This window comes from Enterococcus sp. DIV1420a (genome assembly GCF_051712165.1).
GTDB lineage: Bacteria > Bacillota > Bacilli > Lactobacillales > Enterococcaceae > Enterococcus > Enterococcus faecalis.
This window is the reverse complement of the sequence record NZ_JBIOOI010000001.1, coordinates 2,072,417-2,091,142: the sequence shown is the minus strand read 5'-3', so window position 1 is coordinate 2,091,142 and position 18,726 is coordinate 2,072,417. Positions and strand designations below refer to the sequence as shown.

Genomic DNA, 18,726 nt, shown 5'->3' with positions numbered 1-18,726 from the left:
CTCTTTCTATCTCGTGCTTCTTCCATGTTTTAGGCAATGGAAGCTAGTCCCAACGTTTTTTCAATTAAAAACATTAAGCCCATTGTTAGTAGCATCAACAATACAGAAATTGCTGAAACAGTTGGATCATAATTGTATTCCATATAACTTAATAAAGAAGTAGGCAGCATCGTCACACCGGGACCTGATAAAAACATCGATACAGGAACATTGTTAAACGAATTGACAAATGCTAACATAAAGGCTGCAAAAATTCCTGAAGACACATTGGGTAAAACAATTTGAATAAAAGCTCGCAATCTTGTACAACCTAATGTCCAAGCTACTTCTTCCATTGAATAATCTAGTTGTTCCATACTTGATCCAACCACTCGAATAATATAAGGCAAACTAATTAAAAAATGCCCCATTAACAATCCTTGAAAGACAGGCAAACCTAATTTAATAACAATATATTGAAATAACGTATACCCGACCACAATTCCTGGAATCACAGTTGGGGATAAGAAAAAGCTTTTAATAAAGTTGCGCCCGCGAACGGAATAACGTGCCAGCGCATAGGAAGCCGGAATCCCTACTATTAATGCTAAAACAGTCGCTAATACCCCAATCAACAAACTTAACTTAAAACTGTCCATAAACGTTTCCGATTGTAAGGCTTTGGCGTACCAATCTAAAGTAAATCCTTTAATCGGAAATTGAATCGCTGCGGCTGTTCCAAAAGAAGTCACCACAATCAAACATAATGGTAAAAATAAAAACAGAAAAACTAGAATTGCAATAACAGATAGTCCTTTTTGCTTACGCATGATTTGCTTCTCTCCGATCTACTTTCTTAGCGACCATGTCTAGGCCTTTCATCACAATTAATGTTGTTAAAATCATAATAAATGCAAGAACACTCGCCGATTGCCAATCACCTAAAGTATTAGCCTTTTGATATAAGAAGGTCGACATCATCATTTTTTGGTTACCACCTAACAGCTGTGGCGTCGTATAAGCCGTTAAAGTTCCTGTAAACACTAATATACTTCCTACAATGGTGCCTGGAATTGATAAAGGTAAAACAATTTTCCGAAAAGCCGTCATTGGATTGGCGCCTAGCGTCTCAGCCGCTTCTAGCATTTCTCCTTCAATGTTTTCCATAACCCCAACTAAGGTCATAATCATTGTTGGTAAAAATAAATACACTGAACCGATAATAATTGCAAATTCTGTATACAATAAATTCAGCGGTTGCTCAATTAAGCCTGTTTTTAATAACAACGTATTCACTACACCGTTTTTTCCTAAAATGTTAATCCAAGCAAAACTTCGAATAACTGAATTGGTTAATAGTGGAAACAAGGTCATAGCCATTAAAAAGCCACGCCATTTTTTGGAAACTCCAGCAATAAAGTATGCCGTTGGAATGCCCAACACAATTGAAATACCCGTCACAATTAACGAAACTCTTATCGTTCGCCAGAAAATTGAAACATTATAGTCATCTTTAAAAAAAGTAACATACTGATTTAGTGTCAAGCCATGATCAGTAAAAATGGTTGGCAAAATGCTAGTAATTAATGGAATCATTAAGAAAAATAATAATAGTACTAGCCCCGGTGCCACAATTAAATAAGGAACTTTCTTGTTCATTCGTACACTCCTCGTTCGTTTTTTCACTTCATCAGTATACGCAAGGAAAACGTATATTTCAACACATTTTCATCTTTTTGTTCGTTTTTAAACCCGAACGTTCGTATATTTTTTCGAAAAAGGTTATTAAAAAATAAAACACGAACATTAAACAAAAAAACACAAACAAGACTGTTTGTGTTTTTTGTCAACTTTTTTATTTATCACTTAATTTTCTTGGAACGTTTGATCCTTTTCCATCATTTTCACTATAATACCATCTTGATACACCTGATAATATCCGAACAATTCATTCTCTTTTGAGACACTATTCTTTTCAGATATAATTTGAACAACATAACTTCCTTTATTTGACTGCTTAAACGTATAATGAAACGCCGAGTCGTTCGTTGGTATCCCTAAACCATTTTGTAAAAATTCAATCGCTTCCTGTTTAGTATAAGATTCTGCTTCTAATTGCGTTCCTAAATGCGGATTTTTTTGATCAACAAATTGTCTTGCTTTGTCATTATTAGCAGACTTTTCTATAACGACTTCCTGTTGCGAATTCCTACTTCCTGAACAGCCAGATAATACAAATAAAATCATCAACAACCCGAAACACTTACTCAAAGTTTTCTCCTCCTCTCCATTTTGATTAGTGATACTTGATGATTTCTTTTATATTTTAGCATGCTTGATATAACGAATTGTGCTCAAAAAAGACAGAATCAACAAGTAAAAATTGTCGACTCATCTTTCTCTACTAATATTAAACACTATCTGTCTCAATATTTTCGAATTCCCTGTAAATTACTGATAAATAAAAACAGCTCCTTTTGCGTATACTTATATTATCAGCACCTAAAGGAGGAACTTTCTTGAAGCAAAAAAATCTACTCACTTATCAATCACTTGCAGCCTTGTTGCTAGTATTCAGTCTCTTTAGTTTTGACCCATCGGTTTCTTTTGCCACCCGTTCTGGAAAAACGCCTGTTTCAGTTGAACTAGAAATTGGAGGGCTGCCTGGTGATGAATCGGTTGACGATGCCATTGATCCTGATTTAGAAAATCCTAACACTAGTTTTGACTTGCTCTTTATTCCGAAAGAATTTACTTTTGAAACCCAAGCGATTTCTGGTGATTTAACGGCAGTTCCTATACGACCTTCTGAAGGCAATACTCATACAATGAGACACTTCGGGATGGGGAATGTTCGCGGAGCCTTAACTGGTTGGCATGTCACTGCTGAAATCCCACACATGCGAAACGAAGCTCATTCTTTACTAGGCATCATTACGTTTCAATTAACAGGCGGCTATGCTCGCTATGACAAAACGTTAAGGCGTTTCTTTATGACAAATACAATGTATGGACTGGATTTTTCAGAAGATCCTGCTGCACCCGACTTCCCGACCAACCCAATTATTATCGGTAACGGTGCGACTTTAATGAGTAACGCTGGTGATAGAAAAGGACAAGGAATGTGGAGCGGCCGCATGACCGATATTTCTCTTGCAATCCAAACCCCTGTTTCACAATTATTTCCTGGCGCATATACAGGTTCGATTATCTGGAATTTAATCTCTGGACCTGCATAAAATAAAAAAGCGCTTAGAAAACTAGCGGAATCACTACTCTTCTAAGCGTTTTTTTATATCATAAGGACTATTTGCTCCTTCTATTTGTCTAAGCATGCTTTACCACTTTTCGTTTAACGAATCACTTGGCCCCAACGGTAATCAAACTGATACTCTTGATTACCATTATTCAGGTTAATTTTGTATAAATAACGCGGGACTTTAATGAATAACGCATCCTCTACTTGAAAAGCTTCAATAGGTACATTTTCTTTAGTTAAAAGCAACGGTGTTTGCCACTCGTATGTTTTTTTCTGCCAATTGTATAAGCCAACTATCGCTTGATTACTTTGTCTTTTCTTGTATGACAGAACATAATAATTTGCTTCATCTTTCTTGCCTAATAAAACTGGTGCTATTAGTTGCTCTTCTAGTTTTCCTTGCACTGTTGTACGCTCTTCCGATGACAGCTCTTGACCAATTTGACTCTCATTTGAATCTACCGTCCATTTAGGCGCTTCTTGTGTTTGAAAGACTTCTTTGAAAGTTGGGTCTTGTTTTAACTGCCAATTTTTCAAATCTAATTGATAATATCGATTGTTTAATCCATAAATATAGAGATAGCGATTATCCATAAAACGATAATCAACGAAATCAGAGCTTAAATAGTCTTTTAATTCAGGGAATTTCTTCACTAAATCTGCTTCAGAAAACTGTTTTTTCCCTGTTTTTGTATCTAGTAAGTAAATGGCCTCGTTATCAGCATTATTCAAAACCACATATTGATCTGTTTGACCAATTAAATAATCACGCCAACCTAAACGTTTACTCCACATTCGTTCGCCCGTCTGACTATTAACAGAAATCACTTGGAACAATGAGTTACTGGTGCTAATGCCATTCGTTCGTCCATTTGGAATAATCATTCGCTCGATTGAAGTTAAGCCTTTCGTTTTTTCAGAATAAAACGTCGCACTTTTCTCTTCAATCGTTACTGAACGAAACATTCCGAAAAATATCAAACCAGCAAAATGTACCACTGCAAGATAAACCAATAAAATTAACGCATAGGGAACCAGTCTCCTTGTACTCCGCCTTCTTATTAAGGAAATAACCAAAATACCACTAATTACTATAAAAATAATTGCTACAATGATAACAAAAATATCATGATAGAGCCAACCAGACAATTGCCAACTTCTATAAAGTGTGTCCATTACGCCATCCTTTCCAATTGTTATTTGCTTATTATAAAAAGGATACTATTTTTTTTTGAAAAATAACAACAAAAAGCGACGAACAGCAATAAGCCCATTCAAGTTGACCTAGTTAGTCAACTTGAATGGGCGTGGAGAAATGTGCCTTGTTATTCAGTTATTCCGCTTCTTCAATTGCGGACAAAGCTTTTGCAATATCAATTTCTTTATTCCGATAATCAGCATCATGAACTGGAAAATGCTGTCGCAATTCTGCTGTTTCCATCCACGAAACAGTCCCTTGTTTAATGCCAAAATCAAGAATGTGCCCACCAAATTGGTGATCCTCACTGATAAAGTGCAAATGAAACCCTGCGGCAGAGGCACCATGAAATAATTTAGGTGTAAAGAACCCTACAACTGTTCCCTGAATATTCTCCGCTGTAAATTCAGGTTGATTGCGTGCTGCTTCTACAAATGGTGGATACGGTTTTTCTTGTTTAGGTGCCACACGGACATGCATCTTCGCAAAAAGACCGCTAATTTTAATTGCCGCAAAAAAATTAGGACTAATTTTTTCTAAAATTTGTGCTTTAATATTTTCATCGGTTTCCGTTGATACAGGGAATGCGCCATCTTCTTGAAAACGAGTAACTGCGGCATATGGCGTTAATTCTTCGCCTTCTAGAATAGTAATTTCGCCAGTTTGATTTGCATGATACAATGTACCGTCCAATAAAATAATTTCGCCATTTGAGCCTTCTAATGTCCCAATTCCAAAATCACCTTGCGTGAGTAACGTACCAATTTCTGCCGTTCCTGCCATCAAACTTTCCATTAAACCGCCTAGCGTACCATGTTGATAAACATATTGTTCGCTCATTTTTCCATCTCCTAATAAAGTTGATCTGGTAACAATGTTTTACCTAATTCTTGATTATCTGAATAATCCACAGGAACATCAATAATCACTGGGCCTTCTGTTTGCATTCCTTCTTCTAAAGCTGCGGCAAATTCTGCTTGTGAATGAACTCGAACCCCTTTGGCTCCAAAAGCTTCAGCATACTTCACAAAATCAACTGGACCAAAATCTACGCCAGAGGATCGATTATATTTCATTTCTTCTTGGAATTTAACCATATCATAACTACCATCATTCCAAATAATATGCACGATATTTTGCTTTAAACGAACCGCTGTTTCTAATTCTTGCGCCGAAAATAGGAAACCGCCGTCCCCAGAAACAGAGATAATTTGTGTATTTGGACGAACTAGTGCAGCTGAGATTGCCCAAGGCAAAGCGACACCTAATGTTTGCATACCGTTACTAAATAATAAATGACGCGGTTCATAACTTCTAAAGTGGCGAGCCATCCAAATGTAGTGGCTCCCTACATCAACAGTAACTGTCATTTCATTCGTGGTTTTTTCTTGAAGCGTTTGAACAATTTCTAATGGATGTAATCGATTTTCAATTGTACTTGTTTTTACTTCTTTAATCGTTAATTTTTCTTGAAGCGTTTCTAAATAATCTTGCGCATCTTCTGTTAATATTGGTTCACTAAATGCTTCTGATAATTTCAAAATATTTTTAGACATATCACCAATTAGCTCTTCTTCCGGTTGCATATATTGGTCAATTTCCATTTGAACTTCATCAATAACAATAACGCGCGCATCTTTTTCTGCATTCCAATTACGTGCCTCATATTCAATTGGGTCATAGCCAATCGCAATCACTAAATCACTTCTTTTTAACAAACGGTCCCCAGGTTGGTTTCGAAATAAACCAACACGCCCAAAGAAATGTTCTTCTAATTCTTTTGAAATAATGCCTGCTCCTTGGAACGTTTCCACGACTGGCAAACCAGTTATAGCAACCAATTCACGAATGGCTGCGGTAACTTTTCGTGCAGAGGCCCGCATTCCTAAAAGTAAAACAGGTAATTTCGCTTGCTTGATTCGTTCAGCTAAAGCTGCGATTGTTTCTGCTGATGCATGGCCCAGTTTCGGAGCCGACAAAGGCTTAATTGCTTCGCCTGTCACCGGACTATCTGTGACATCTTGTGGGATCGATAAGAATGTTGCGCCTTTTTTCGCTGTTTTGGCGATACGGTAAGCATTGGCAATATTTTCAGATAATGTTTCTGGATCTTGAATTTCTGTACTGAATTTTGTTATTGGACTAAATAATGCAGCATTATTCATGCTTTGGTGAGTTAATTTTGACAAATCGGACCGTTTCACCTGTCCAGCCAATGCTAAAACAGGGTCCCCTTCTGCAGTCGCAGTTACTAACCCAGTTGCTAAATTGCTGGCACCAGGTCCACTAGTTGCAATAACTAAGCCAGGCTCTCCCGTCAAACGACCAATCCCTTGTGCCATAAAGGCTGCATTTTGTTCATGTCGAGCTAAAATTAATTCTGGACCTTTGTCAACTAATGCATCAAAAACTCCATCAATTTTTGCACCGGGAATCCCAAAAATATAGGGCACTTCGTGATTGATTAAACTTTCTACTATGATATCTGATCCTTTTTTACTCACTGTTATACCTCCAATTAAAATCTGTACTAATTACAAATACAAAAATACCACTAAAATTCTAATTAATCAACAATGAAACACCTTGAAAACGTGTAATATACTAATTCGCATATTTTAATAGAATTGAGATATTTCAAAAGATTAAGCAAAAATAATGCAAAATACCTTAAAGTTTTATAGTCTTTCAACAATTATTATATACTTCTTCACTAAAAATTAGTAAGATTAACCTATAAGAAAAAAATCACAACCTGTGATAAATTATTGGAGGAAAAATATGTCAAAAGGGAAGAAAATTTTTGCCATTATCTTTGGAATTATCTTGGTTCTATTTCTTGCAGTTGTTGGAATGGGAGCAAAACTTTATTGGGATGTTTCTAAATCAATGGATAAAACCTATGAAACAGTAGAACGATCTAAAAAAAGTCAGGTCAATTTAAACAATAAGGAGCCTTTTTCTGTTTTATTATTAGGGATTGATACAGGCGATGATGGGCGTGTCGAGCAAGGTCGTTCGGATACAACAATTGTTGCAACAGTTAATCCTCGTGACAAGCAAACAACCTTAGTCAGTCTTGCTCGCGATACCTATGTTGATATTCCAGGTCAAGGAAAACAAGATAAATTGAATCACGCCTATGCTTTTGGTGGCGCATCTTTAGCAATGGACACAGTTGAAAACTATTTAAACATACCTATTAATCATTATGTTTCAATTAATATGGCTGGTTTAAAAGAATTAGTCAACGCGGTTGGCGGAATCGAAGTGAACAATAATCTGACTTTTTCTCAAGACGGGTATGATTTTACGATTGGTAAAATTTCATTGGATGGTGAACAAGCACTCTCCTATTCAAGAATGCGTTACGAAGATCCTAATGGTGACTACGGCCGCCAAGAACGTCAAAGAAAAGTGATTGAAGGCATCGTCCAAAAAGTCTTAAGTCTTAATAGCGTGAGCAACTATCAAGAAATTTTAACAGCTGTTTCTGATAATATGAAGACAGATTTAAGTTTTGATGACATGAAAAAAATTGCCTTAGATTATCGCAGTGCCTTTGGTAAAGTGAAACAAGACCAACTTCAAGGTACTGGTTTTATGCAAGATGGTGTTTCCTATCAACGTGTGGATGAACAAGAATTAACTCGTGTCCAACAAGAGTTGAAAAATCAATTGAATACAAAATAAAAATAAAACCCACGAGTACTATAAATACTCATGGGTTTTATTTTCTCTTCTATTAACGTTCTTGTTTCACCGCTTCTAAAGCCGCTGTATTAATAATATTCCAAGGTTTGTCAAACGCTGGTTGGAAGAAGAAGTCCGCATAGGCTAAGTCTTCAATCGTCATTTTGGCTTGAATCGCTAATGAAATAGCATTAATGTTTGCAGTTAAATCTGCTTTCGACATTAATTGAGCGCCTAAAATTTGTGTTGTTTCAGGATCATACACTAATTTAAACCAAGCTTTTTGTTTGTCTGGATTGAAGTCCATCAAGTAGTCTTCTACTACTGTCACCGCTTTTGTTTCTTTTCCTAATTTTTGAGCCATGACTTCGTTAATCCCTGTTGAAGCAAATTTATAATCAAAGACGGCCAAGCCAGAAGATCCTTGAACACCAGGGAAAGGTTTAACTGGTTCCTCTAGGTTTTTCACAGCAAAGCGACCTTGTTTACGAGCATTCGTTGCTAAGGCAATATTTACTTCTGTGTCTGCAGGATTGTATTTAATTAACGTAGCATCCCCTACTGCAAATACATCTGGCTCACTTGTCCGCATGTATTCATCCGTCTTGATTAGGCCATTCGGATGTAATTCTAAGGTACCTTTTAACCAAGCAGTGTTTGGACGGACACCAACCGCTACAACGACCAAATCAGCATCGTACGCATTTTTATCTGTAACGACTTTTTGCACACGACCGTCGCCTTCGTAACGTTCAACTGTTTCACCAGTTGCAATGGTAATGTTATTGGCTTCCATCTCTTCTGTTAAAACATCTGTAAATTCTTTATCTAGATACACCCCTAATGGACGATCTAAAATATCAATAACGGTAACCTTTTTACCGGCTTTTGCAAATGCTTCGGCAGCTTCAATCCCAATATAACCACTACCAATCACAACCACATTATTGACTTCTGGATCTACTGTTTTTTGTTTTAATTTAATGGCCCATTGACGACCACGCATCAAGTAAATATTATCCAAATCTTTACCTGGAATATCTAATTCAAATGGGACAGCTCCGGGACTGATGATTAATTTATCATAATTTTCAACACGTTCTTCACCTGACACTAAATCTTTCACTGTCACTTGATGTTCTTTTGGTTGAATCGCTGTAATTTCAGTATTAGAAAAGACATTTACACCACGGCTCTCCATTTTTTCGCCAGTCATATAGCGAACAGAATTAACATCTTTCACTTTTCCTTCTAGGTACAACTGCATGCCACAAGACAAGAATGAGATAAAATCACCTTTCTCATACCATTGAATTTCTGCATCAGGATGAAGATTTAGTAATTCCTCTACCGCTTCATAACCTCCATGTGATGATCCTAAAACAATAACTTTCATCGCTCGTTCCTCCCATATAATATTATTTCTTACATAATAAAGAATATCATATATTCTCAAAAAATAACAAATAATATCCTCTTTTCCATTCTCAATTAAGTTCTTTAAATGAGAATAAAAAGGAGTATCCTCTGTATTTTGTAGTGAGACCCGAAAGTTAGACCGAATACCGACTGGAGAAATCTGGTCGGTATTTTTATGCGACGAACCGTTTACGGAATTGAACGGGACTGCACCCTAGTTTTGTCTTTATTCGTTGATGATTATAATAATCAATCCATTCCTCAATTGCTTGTTCTAGTTCTTCGAAACTAGAATAAATAATGCCATGGTAGGTTTCTTGTTTTAGTAAACCAAAGAAATTCTCCATAGGAGAATTATCAAAACAATTGCCTTTTCGAGACATACTTTGAAAGATCTGGTGACTGGTTAATTGCTTTTTGTACTGCTTCATTTGGTACCCCCAACCTTGGTCAGAATGAAAAGTGCGCCGATATGGACAATCTTGCGTTTTATCAATGGCTTCTTTTTGTGCCTCAAGAATTGCTTTGGCATTCGGCTGTTTAGAAATACGGTAAGACAAGATTTCACCATTAAATAAATCAAGAAAAGGATCTAAATAGAGTTTTTTTATTTGAATCTTTCCACTTTGATCACGTTCATAATACTTAAATTCAGAGGTATCTGTTGTTAGCTTTTGATGGGGTACTGAAGTGTAGAAACGACGATGTAGACGGTTTTTTTCGCCATAGCCAACGGTTCCTTTGTAGGAATTATATTTTCTTGATTTACGAATAAATTTTGTCCCTTTTAGGCCAAGTTTACGCATAAGACGACGAATTTTTTTCTGGTTTACGTTCAATCCTTGTTCTTTTAAAGCTAATTGAATACGGCGATAGCCATAGTTTCCTTTGTTTTCGTCAAAAATTTTCTTAATCAGGGCTTCTAATTTTTGATTGGGATTTTTTCGCTCAAATCGCTTTTGCCAATACATATACGTCGCTTTAGGAAATTTGGTTGCTTCCAGTAAGATTGTTAATCGGAATTTTTTTCGGAGTTCGTGGATGATTCGGGCATCTCGTTCTTGAGTCGTTCCGGGATATTCATTCCTAAAGCGCGGAGCTTTTTTATGAAGGCTAGTTCCGCTCGCAATAGTTCATTTTCATGTTCTAATTCTTGTTCACGTGTTCGTGTTTTTTTCACCTGAACGGGTTTCTTTTTCTTTGACATAGAAGGTCTTCCTTTCTGTTTTGGTGAAAGCCCTTCTATGCCTGTTTCTAGAAATTTCTGGTGCCAAGCCAAGACTAAGGTATCGTTTGGCAGACCATATTTCAATGCGACAGTCAGATAAGAGTCACCACTCGTTAAATAATAGTGTATGACATCCCGCTTGAATTTGGAAGAGTAATGTTGGTAATTTACTCTTCGATGAAGTGCGTTAAATCCAAATTTCTCGACTGTTTTAACCCATTTACGAACAGTCGAAAGTGAAGCAATATCAAATTGATTCGCTAGTATTCGATAACCTCCTGCGCCATTTTGGTAAGCTTCTACTACTTTTTTCTTGAATGCATAATCGTATTTTGCCAATTTAAATACGCCTCCAAAGTTAGATTTTTTGGTCTAACTTTGGGGGCGCACTACATTTCGCCACTTTTCAATTACTTTTTTTATTTACTAAAAAATAAAAAATACTAAATTCTCCGATACGATTGATAGGGACGCCCCACTTTTAAATAGCTATTTTTACTTTCTAAAAGGTTATTTTTTTCTAGAAACAACACATATTTGCGAACAGAAACATGTGAAAGCTGACTCGCTTCTGATAATTCTTGAATCGTAAAATAGTCGGTAAATTCGTCTATTTTTTTTAACAATAATTGTAATGTTGCTTGTGTTAGTCCTTTTTCTAAGGACAGGTTTTGAAGATCTTGTTCATTTTTACGTGCGTTTGTCTGTGAAGAATGAAACAATTGGTCCACTTTTGTTTGCGAAAGCTCCTTCGTTTCCAGCGTGAATTGAGCAGCTTTTTTCTGATAGTTTTCGATACTTTGTTGAAATCGCTCAAAAGAAAAGGGTTTAACTAAATAGTCTAAAACGCCTAAATGTAAGCTTCGTTTAACGTTTTCCAACTCATTGGCAGCCGTAATCAGGATAACTTCTGTATCAATTTTTTCATCTCTAATTGTTGCCAGATAGGTCAAGCCATTGCCATCTTTTAAATGAACATCTAATAAAACAAGTGCTGGTTGTTTTTCTTTCGTTAGTTGTAGACCTTCAGCAATTGTTGCAACCGTAAAAATAGTCGGTTGGTGAATTAATTTTTCAAGATATTTTTGATGTATATATGCAACCATAGGATCGTCTTCAATAATCAATAGGTTCATTTTCCTCTGCTCCTTCGTAATGAACATTTATGCGAAGGACAAGCCAATTGTTTTGTTGGTTTTCCCAAGTCAATGTCGCTTCCGCATTCTCTAATAATCTTGCCAAATAAGAAGTGAAAAACTCTTGCTCAAAGCGTTCCAGTTGTTCTTTTGGATAAGCAAACGAATAAGTCGTCGTCAAACTTCCTGGCTGATAATCAATGGTTTCAATGATCTCTTCTGGCAACGTTTGCTCCATCAGGAAACGATGAATATAACGGTAGATAGCAATCAAATTTTGCGTATCTTCATCTCGTTTATTTGGTGGAATTTCTGGATAAATTTCAATAGCTAATTGTGTTTTAATTTCTGCAAACTTGATTCTTTCCCCACTTAAAAAACCTGCTAGAATAGGATTTCTGACCAAAATAGCTAAGCGCTGTGCAAATTCCTTTTCTGGTTTCAATAAATCGGCTAGATAATGTTTTAGCGCCTCATAATCTTCTAAATCGACTAAGCCATAAATGACATGCATCTTATTCATAAATTCGTGTGATTGACTTTGTAATGCCGAAGCATATGTTGTTGTGCTGACAAGCTGTTCTGCGACAATAAACGTTTCCGTCGCATTTTTCAGAAAGATAACATGCCCAATTGTTTTTTTACGGACATTAATCGGGGCGATTGAGACGAAATAATCCTGGCCATTTTGACGATAGAATTGCTCTGTTTTTGAATGTACGACTAATTTTTCAGGAGATAAAACCAATGCTGAAAGTTTCTTTCCTAGTAAATTTTCTTCACTATTTGTTATATTATGATACATTTTAGTCGCCTCAATATTTGCTAATAAAATATTTTGATCGGTATCAATCACAAGGATTGCGTCTTTCGTTTCCTCAAGCATGGCGTTTCGCTCTTCTAATAGACGAGCAATTTCTCTTGGCTCTAAATCGTGAAGTTGTTTTTTTAAATAATAAGAAACCACGATGGCTAATATAAAGCCAAAACCAACACTTAAAAGGACACTCACTGTGTAATCATTTTTTGTTCGTTCAATCAATTGTGAAAGCGAGGTCATTTTAATGCCCATTGCCACAACCCCAATTTGTTTTCCTTGATCATAGACTGGGACAAAACCTCGTAATGATTCTCCTAAACTCCCTTGACTAACAGACAAATGTTCCTCCCCTTTTAATGCTCGCACTTCATCGCCACCTTCAAAATGCTTACCTATTTTTTGGCGATCAGGATGTGTTAAACGAATCCCCTGCATATTCATAATCACGATAAAATCCAACTGATGGATTTCACCTAAACGAACCGTATACGCTTCCAATTCATCTGAATAGTGATCATTCTTTAAGGCTTCAATAACATTCGGTTCAATAGCCAACTGTTCCCCGACGGCTAAAAGTGCTTGCTCTTGGTTTTTACGAACTTCTTTAATTGTTTGAACCGTCGTTACTCCGTAAAAGAAAGTAATCATAATAATTAATGTTGCAATAAAAATCACTGATAAGAAGCACCATAATTTCCCGCCACGCTTCATTCCATCCCTCTTTTCTCTTCAAATAAAGTATAGCATAGGAAGATTTGGTTAAAAAACTTTTCTTTAGTTAAATTAATTAAATAATCTACTCTACAGAAAACGTTTACATTATGATGAATATAGATTAAAGTTATAGGAGGAAATAGCATGGAAAAGAAATTGCACGCAACAGCTGCTAATGAAACAGATTGGCGCAACAAATTAACCAAAACGAGGATTGGTTCGGTTACGTTACCTGTTTATCTTGTAACAGCTAGCATTATTCTTGTTACGGCTCTATTAGAACAACTACCAGTCAATATGTTAGGTGGTTTTGCCGTAATTTTAACAATGGGTTGGTTACTTGGAACAATTGGTGGAAATATTCCTATTTTGAAACATTTTGGCGGTCCCGCAATTTTATCTTTATTAGTACCATCAATTATGGTCTTTTTCAATTTACTCAACCAAAATGTCTTAGACTCAACAGATATTTTAATGAAACAAGCAAACTTTCTCTATTTCTATATTGCATGTTTGGTCTGTGGAAGTATCCTTGGAATGAACCGCAAAATTTTAGTCCAAGGTTTAATGCGCATGATTGTCCCGATGGCATTAGGAATGATTTTAGCAATGGGCGTTGGGACCCTTGTTGGAACACTGTTAGGTCTCGGTTGGAAACATAGCCTTTTCTATATCGTCACTCCTGTTTTAGCTGGTGGAATCGGTGAAGGCATTCTTCCTTTATCCCTTGGTTATAGTGCCATTACTGGATTGCCAAGTGAACAATTAGTGGGGCAATTAATTCCCGCAACCATTATTGGTAATTTTTTTGCTATTATGTGTTCTGGTTTACTTAGTCGTTTAGGAGAAAAACGCCCTGAACTTTCTGGACAAGGTCAGTTGATTAAAATTACCAATTCAGATGATTTAAGTGATGCTTTAGAAGAAGACAAAGCACCAATTGATGTAAAATTAATGGGCGCTGGTGTTTTAATTGCGTGTACCTTATTTATTACAGGCGGTTTATTGCAACACTTAACAGGCTTTCCTGGTCCTGTTTTGATGATTGTTGTCGCAGCCTTTTTAAAATACTTAAACGTAGTACCGAAAGAAACCCAACGCGGATCAAAACAGCTTTATAAATTTATCTCTGGCAATTTTACGTTCCCGTTAATGGTCGGCTTAGGTATGTTATATATTCCTTTAAAAGATGTCGTAGGAATGCTTAGCTGGCAATATTTTGTTGTGGTAATTAGTGTCGTTTTCACTGTTATTGCTACAGGATTTTTCGTTTCACGCTTCATGAATATGAATCCCGTTGAGGCTGCCATTGTCTCCGCTTGTCAGAGTGGTATGGGTGGGACTGGCGATGTGGCTATTTTAAGTACAGCCAATCGAATGAACTTAATGCCGTTTGCACAAGTTGCGACACGTTTAGGCGGTGCCATTACAGTAATAACAATGACTGCTATTTTTAGAATGCTTTTTTAACTATAAGTGAATTATTTAGGAGGAAAATGATATGTCAACAAAAGATGTAAAAGAATTAGCGATTGAGCAAGCAAAAAAATTTGGGGGAAAATTAGAAGTCTGCCCTAAAGTTCCGATTGAAACAAAAGCAGATTTAGGAATTGCCTACACACCAGGTGTTGCGGCTGTTTCTTCTGCCATACATGAAAAAAAAGAACGCGCTTACGAATTAACAACAAAGAAAAACACCGTCGCCGTTATCAGTGATGGTTCAGCAGTTTTAGGTTTAGGTAACATTGGTCCTGAAGCAGCGATGCCTGTCATGGAAGGAAAAGCTGCATTGTTTAAACGCTTTGCTGGTGTGGATTCGATTCCCCTTGTTTTAGATACACAAGATACTGAAGAAATTATTCAAACGGTGAAATTTTTGGCTCCAACCTTTGGGGGGATTAACTTGGAAGATATCAGCGCTCCTCGTTGTTTTGAAATTGAACAGCGTTTAATCGATGAACTAGATATTCCCGTTTTCCATGATGATCAACACGGGACAGCGATTGTTGTTCTAGCGGCTTTGTACAACAGCTTAAAATTAATCAACAAGAAAATAGAGGACATTCATGTGGTAATCAACGGCGGTGGCTCCGCTGGTCTTTCGATCACAAGAAAATTTTTAGCTGCTGGCGTAAAACATATTATCATTGTTGACCGTGCAGGGATTCTGAGCGAAACAGATACAGCTCTGCCACCACACCACGCAGAAATTGCGAAGCTAACCAATCGGGAACACCGTACCGGTGATTTAGCTACTGCTCTTGAAGGCGCTGATGTCTTTGTTGGTGTTTCGGCACCAGGTGTTTTAAAACCTGAGTGGATTCAACAGATGAATGAGCAGCCAGTTATTTTTGCAATGGCTAACCCAGTTCCTGAAATTTTTCCTGATGAAGCTTTAGCGGCAGGCGCTTATATTGTCGGAACTGGTCGTAGTGACTTTCCGAATCAAATTAATAATGTGTTGGCCTTCCCTGGTATCTTCCGCGGTGCCTTAGATGCTCGGGCGAAAAAGATTACGATTGAAATGCAAATTGCCGCTGCCAAAGGTATTGCAAAATTAATTCCCGATAACGAACTCACGCCGACCAATATTATTCCCGATCCATTCCAAGAAGGAGTCGCAAAAGTCGTCGCCGAAAGCGTCCGTAACGCTGTCAAAGAAACAAATTAAAAAGAGAAAAAAGGAACAACCTAACTCCTCTTGAGTTAGGTTGTTCTTTTTAAAATCTGAAACGATAATTCATTATTTAAAACTGATGTTAAACTCTTGCATATCTTTTTCAATATAAGTAAGTAATTTTTTATTTTCAAAGAAACGTGTAAAGTAGTACGCAATACGATAATCTTCAACAGCATCTAGTCCTAGCATTTGTTTATTAAACGCTTTTTCGTATAATAAGCAATCTAAAGAGTAAATAGAACTGTGTGTCCGATTAATTTCGATTCCTTTATCACTTAATTCAATACTCTTTGCATAGTCTTTAATTAATGAATAGAATTTTGCGGTATTATAATAAATACGGCATTGCTCTAATGGATAATCTAATTTGAATTCGCTTAGCAATTGTAAAGATTTATCGTAATAAACTTTTGCTTTTTCAATATCATCTTCTAATTCATATAAAATACCGATCGCATTCATACTCAAAATATTATAAATATTAATATCACGACTAATTTCAGAACCACGATGTAAATAGAACAATGCTTCGCTATTATTTTTCTTACCTAATAAACTCGTAATTCCTTTATAATAGAAAAATTTTGTTTCTAAAATTCTGTTTGAACTTTCGATATCATCTGGATAGTCTTTCAACAAATCATAGGCTTCATCGTGCTTAAAGTAAAAGCATAATTCTTCTACTTTATTTAATAAGCTTTCGAGTTTTTTCTCACTAGAACCTTCGATACATTCTTCCACTTGTAAGTCTAAACGTAGACATACAGATGAGAAAATGTCTAAACTGTCACACACATTTTTGTTTTCAATGTTACTAATTGTTGCTTGTGTACAAATTCCTTTTGCCAATTCAGCTTGCGATAATTTTTTCTTTTTACGCGCTGTTTTGATTTTTTCTCCCGCTACTCTCACAGTCAAAACTCCAATCTTTCTATTTTTTTTGTATTAAACATACCATCATTTTACAGATAATGTTATAATGAAGCTATCATAATAAAGGAGGTGAAATATATGTTTGATTTACTTGCTTTATTAACTGGAATTTCAGTTCGTGGCAATGCACCACACCAATAATTACGTGTTTGTTTAACTGAATTTCTGACGGCTCTACCTATGCCAGTAGGTGGAGCCATTTTTTTATTTAATATTATAAAATTAACAGTATTTCCAAAACCTCATACTTAGTATAACACAAATTATAAATTATGCTAGATAGTTGCCAAATTAACGTCATTACAAGGATGTTACGTTTTTACAACATCTTGTAAAACTAGACAATGCTGTCCTTCTTTATCCACCACACTCAATGATAGTGATAGTATCTTATGATAGAAACAACATGTACATTATAACAATTATTATTAAGAAAGCTACTTCTCAATAGGAGAAGTAGCGCTTCTCTCGTTACAGTTTTACTCTTCTTCTTCAGCCATGAATGTATTGAAAACTTCTTCAATCATATCCCATTCAGCGTCTGTTTCGATTTGCTGTAAATCGCCTTCTGTACCTTCTGCGTTTTCCACATATGAGTAAGCTTGCAATTCAACATCTTCATCCTCAGGAATTCCTGCTGGATATAATAAAACATAATTTTTACCGAATTCTTCTTGACCGTCAACAGTTAGTAAGATCTCGTATAATGTTTCATTTCCTTGTTCGTCTACTAAAGTAATGTGTTCATGTCCTTCGTGATCATGATCGTGGTTGTGTTCTGTCATTCTTCTTCTCTCCCTTGATGTATTCAAAGCTCGATAATTATCGGCTATGTGCATCTAAATAATTTTGTAGAATCATTACTGCCGCTAGTTTATCAATGACTTTTTTTCTTTTGGCTCTTGAAGCATCTGCTTGCTCCACCAAGAAACGCTCTGCTTGGACAGTTGTTAATCGTTCATCTTGATAGTCAACAGGTAATTGAAATAATTCTTGAATCTTATCACCGTATGCCATGGATGCTTCAGCTCTAGGACCGATGGAATTATTCATGTTTTTCGGTAAACCTACGACAAATTTCGTGACTTCGTATTCTTTCACCAATTCACCTAATCGCTCAAAGCCGAAGTTCTCTTCCTCTTCATTGATGCGAATAATTTCGATGCCTTGTGCTGTCCAACCTAATAAATCACTAACAGCCACACCGACTGTCCGTGAACCTACATCTAGCCCCATGATCCTCATTTGATATCGATTCCGTGGTTCGCTAAGTAATATTTGGTTAATTCTTCCATGATTTCATCACGTTCATGACGACGAATTAAGTTTCGAGCATCTTGATAACGAGGAATGTAAGCCGGGTCCCCAGAAAGTAAATACCCTACTATTTGGTTAATAGGATTGTATCCCTTTTCTTCTAATGCCCGATATACGGTTTCTAACGTTTCACTGATTGCTTTTTTTCGATTATCATCAAAATCAAAGCGTACTGTTTCGTCTGTAAAACCCATTTTACTACACCTCACTTCTACTTTTATACAATTTCATTTTACTAGAAAAGAACCGAAACTACAAACAAAATTTCTTCTCCTTCTCTCTTTTTTGTTATTTCTTAGTCTTTTATTAATAAAGACTCCGCAAAAAAATGACAGCCATCGATAATTTTA

18 protein-coding genes are annotated in these 18,726 nt (G+C 36.3%); 4 read left to right on the top strand and 14 right to left on the bottom strand.

The features are described from left to right. Nucleotides 1-29: 29 nt before the first annotated feature. The 3 genes from IGI80_RS10485 to IGI80_RS10475 all read right to left on the bottom strand — a co-directional run bounded on the left by IGI80_RS10485 (nt 30) and on the right by IGI80_RS10475 (nt 2,226). Nucleotides 30-809, bottom strand: coding sequence for an ABC transporter permease (locus IGI80_RS10485; RefSeq protein WP_002357916.1), 780 nt, complete (start codon nt 807-809; stop codon nt 30-32). Continuing rightward, the gene (locus IGI80_RS10480; protein WP_002382189.1) at nt 802-1,638 is read right to left on the bottom strand and encodes an ABC transporter permease; all 837 of its coding nucleotides are present in this window, start codon (nt 1,636-1,638) and stop codon (nt 802-804) included. Before IGI80_RS10480 ends, IGI80_RS10485 begins: the two co-directional genes overlap by 8 nt. Nucleotides 1,639-1,845: 207 nt before the next feature. Next, the gene (locus IGI80_RS10475) at nt 1,846-2,226 is read right to left on the bottom strand and encodes a hypothetical protein (protein WP_002392180.1); all 381 of its coding nucleotides are present in this window, start codon (nt 2,224-2,226) and stop codon (nt 1,846-1,848) included. 230 nt (nt 2,227-2,456) lie between these two features. On the opposite strand from IGI80_RS10475, the gene IGI80_RS10470 reads away from it, so the two are divergent. Next, nucleotides 2,457-3,218, top strand: a complete 762-nt coding sequence (locus IGI80_RS10470; RefSeq protein ID WP_438723363.1) for a WxL domain-containing protein — start codon at nt 2,457-2,459, stop codon at nt 3,216-3,218. A 113-nt stretch (nt 3,219-3,331) separates the two neighbouring features. Here the strand turns inward: IGI80_RS10470 and IGI80_RS10465 are convergent, their stop codons facing one another. The 3 genes from IGI80_RS10465 to alsS form a co-directional block, all read right to left on the bottom strand. Beyond that, complete coding sequence (locus tag IGI80_RS10465) at nt 3,332-4,414, bottom strand: PA2928 family protein (protein ID WP_002357921.1); 1,083 nt, start codon at nt 4,412-4,414, stop codon at nt 3,332-3,334. Between the two features lie 157 nt (nt 4,415-4,571). Further along, nucleotides 4,572-5,276, bottom strand: coding sequence for an acetolactate decarboxylase (gene budA / locus IGI80_RS10460; protein WP_002357922.1), 705 nt, complete (start codon nt 5,274-5,276; stop codon nt 4,572-4,574). Nucleotides 5,277-5,287: 11 nt separating this feature from the next. Next, nucleotides 5,288-6,940, bottom strand: coding sequence for an acetolactate synthase AlsS (gene alsS, locus IGI80_RS10455; RefSeq protein ID WP_002357923.1), 1,653 nt, complete (start codon nt 6,938-6,940; stop codon nt 5,288-5,290). Between the two features lie 277 nt (nt 6,941-7,217). Between alsS and IGI80_RS10450 the strand changes: the two genes are divergently transcribed. Next, nucleotides 7,218-8,129 (top strand): LCP family glycopolymer transferase, encoded by a 912-nt coding sequence (locus IGI80_RS10450; RefSeq protein ID WP_002385983.1) that lies wholly within the window; start codon nt 7,218-7,220, stop codon nt 8,127-8,129. Nucleotides 8,130-8,181: 52 nt separating this feature from the next. Here the strand turns inward: IGI80_RS10450 and IGI80_RS10445 are convergent, their stop codons facing one another. The 4 genes from IGI80_RS10445 to IGI80_RS10430 all read right to left on the bottom strand — a co-directional run bounded on the left by IGI80_RS10445 (nt 8,182) and on the right by IGI80_RS10430 (nt 13,443). Continuing rightward, on the bottom strand, nt 8,182-9,525 hold the full coding sequence (locus IGI80_RS10445; protein WP_002357926.1) for an NADH peroxidase: 1,344 nt from the start codon (nt 9,523-9,525) through the stop codon (nt 8,182-8,184). Nucleotides 9,526-9,721: 196 nt separating this feature from the next. After that, nucleotides 9,722-11,115 (bottom strand): IS3 family transposase gene (locus IGI80_RS10440; RefSeq protein ID WP_251846742.1). Its coding sequence is split into 2 segments (ribosomal slippage): nt 9,722-10,575 and nt 10,575-11,115, totalling 1,395 coding nucleotides; the frame shifts between segments, so codons are not numbered across the junction. Nucleotides 11,116-11,219: 104 nt separating this feature from the next. Continuing rightward, complete coding sequence (locus tag IGI80_RS10435; RefSeq protein ID WP_002410754.1) at nt 11,220-11,912, bottom strand: response regulator; 693 nt, start codon at nt 11,910-11,912, stop codon at nt 11,220-11,222. Then, the gene (locus tag IGI80_RS10430) at nt 11,893-13,443 is read right to left on the bottom strand and encodes a Spo0B domain-containing protein (protein ID WP_002379345.1); all 1,551 of its coding nucleotides are present in this window, start codon (nt 13,441-13,443) and stop codon (nt 11,893-11,895) included. The genes IGI80_RS10435 and IGI80_RS10430 overlap by 20 nt, the downstream gene beginning before the upstream one ends. Before the next feature lie 147 nt (nt 13,444-13,590). Between IGI80_RS10430 and IGI80_RS10425 the strand changes: the two genes are divergently transcribed. Then, complete coding sequence (locus IGI80_RS10425; protein ID WP_002357930.1) at nt 13,591-14,916, top strand: 2-hydroxycarboxylate transporter family protein; 1,326 nt, start codon at nt 13,591-13,593, stop codon at nt 14,914-14,916. A gap of 31 nt (nt 14,917-14,947) precedes the next feature. Then, the gene (locus IGI80_RS10420; RefSeq protein ID WP_002360544.1) at nt 14,948-16,117 is read left to right on the top strand and encodes an NAD(P)-dependent malic enzyme; all 1,170 of its coding nucleotides are present in this window, start codon (nt 14,948-14,950) and stop codon (nt 16,115-16,117) included. Between the two features lie 72 nt (nt 16,118-16,189). Here IGI80_RS10420 and IGI80_RS10415 read toward each other — a convergent pair whose 3' ends face one another. From IGI80_RS10415 to ireB, 4 genes are all read right to left on the bottom strand, one after another. Next, a complete protein-coding gene (locus IGI80_RS10415) occupies nt 16,190-17,038 on the bottom strand; it encodes a helix-turn-helix domain-containing protein (protein ID WP_002385984.1) in 849 nt (282 codons plus the stop codon). A gap of 500 nt (nt 17,039-17,538) precedes the next feature. After that, a complete protein-coding gene (locus IGI80_RS10410; protein WP_002357933.1) occupies nt 17,539-17,844 on the bottom strand; it encodes a DUF1292 domain-containing protein in 306 nt (101 codons plus the stop codon). Nucleotides 17,845-17,881: 37 nt separating this feature from the next. Then, entirely contained in the window at nt 17,882-18,304 is a 423-nt protein-coding gene (ruvX, locus tag IGI80_RS10405; protein WP_002357936.1) for a Holliday junction resolvase RuvX, read from the bottom strand. Continuing rightward, nucleotides 18,301-18,570, bottom strand: a complete 270-nt coding sequence (gene ireB, locus IGI80_RS10400) for a regulatory phosphoprotein IreB (protein WP_002357937.1) — start codon at nt 18,568-18,570, stop codon at nt 18,301-18,303. The genes ruvX and ireB overlap by 4 nt, the downstream gene beginning before the upstream one ends. Nucleotides 18,571-18,726 lie beyond the last annotated feature (156 nt).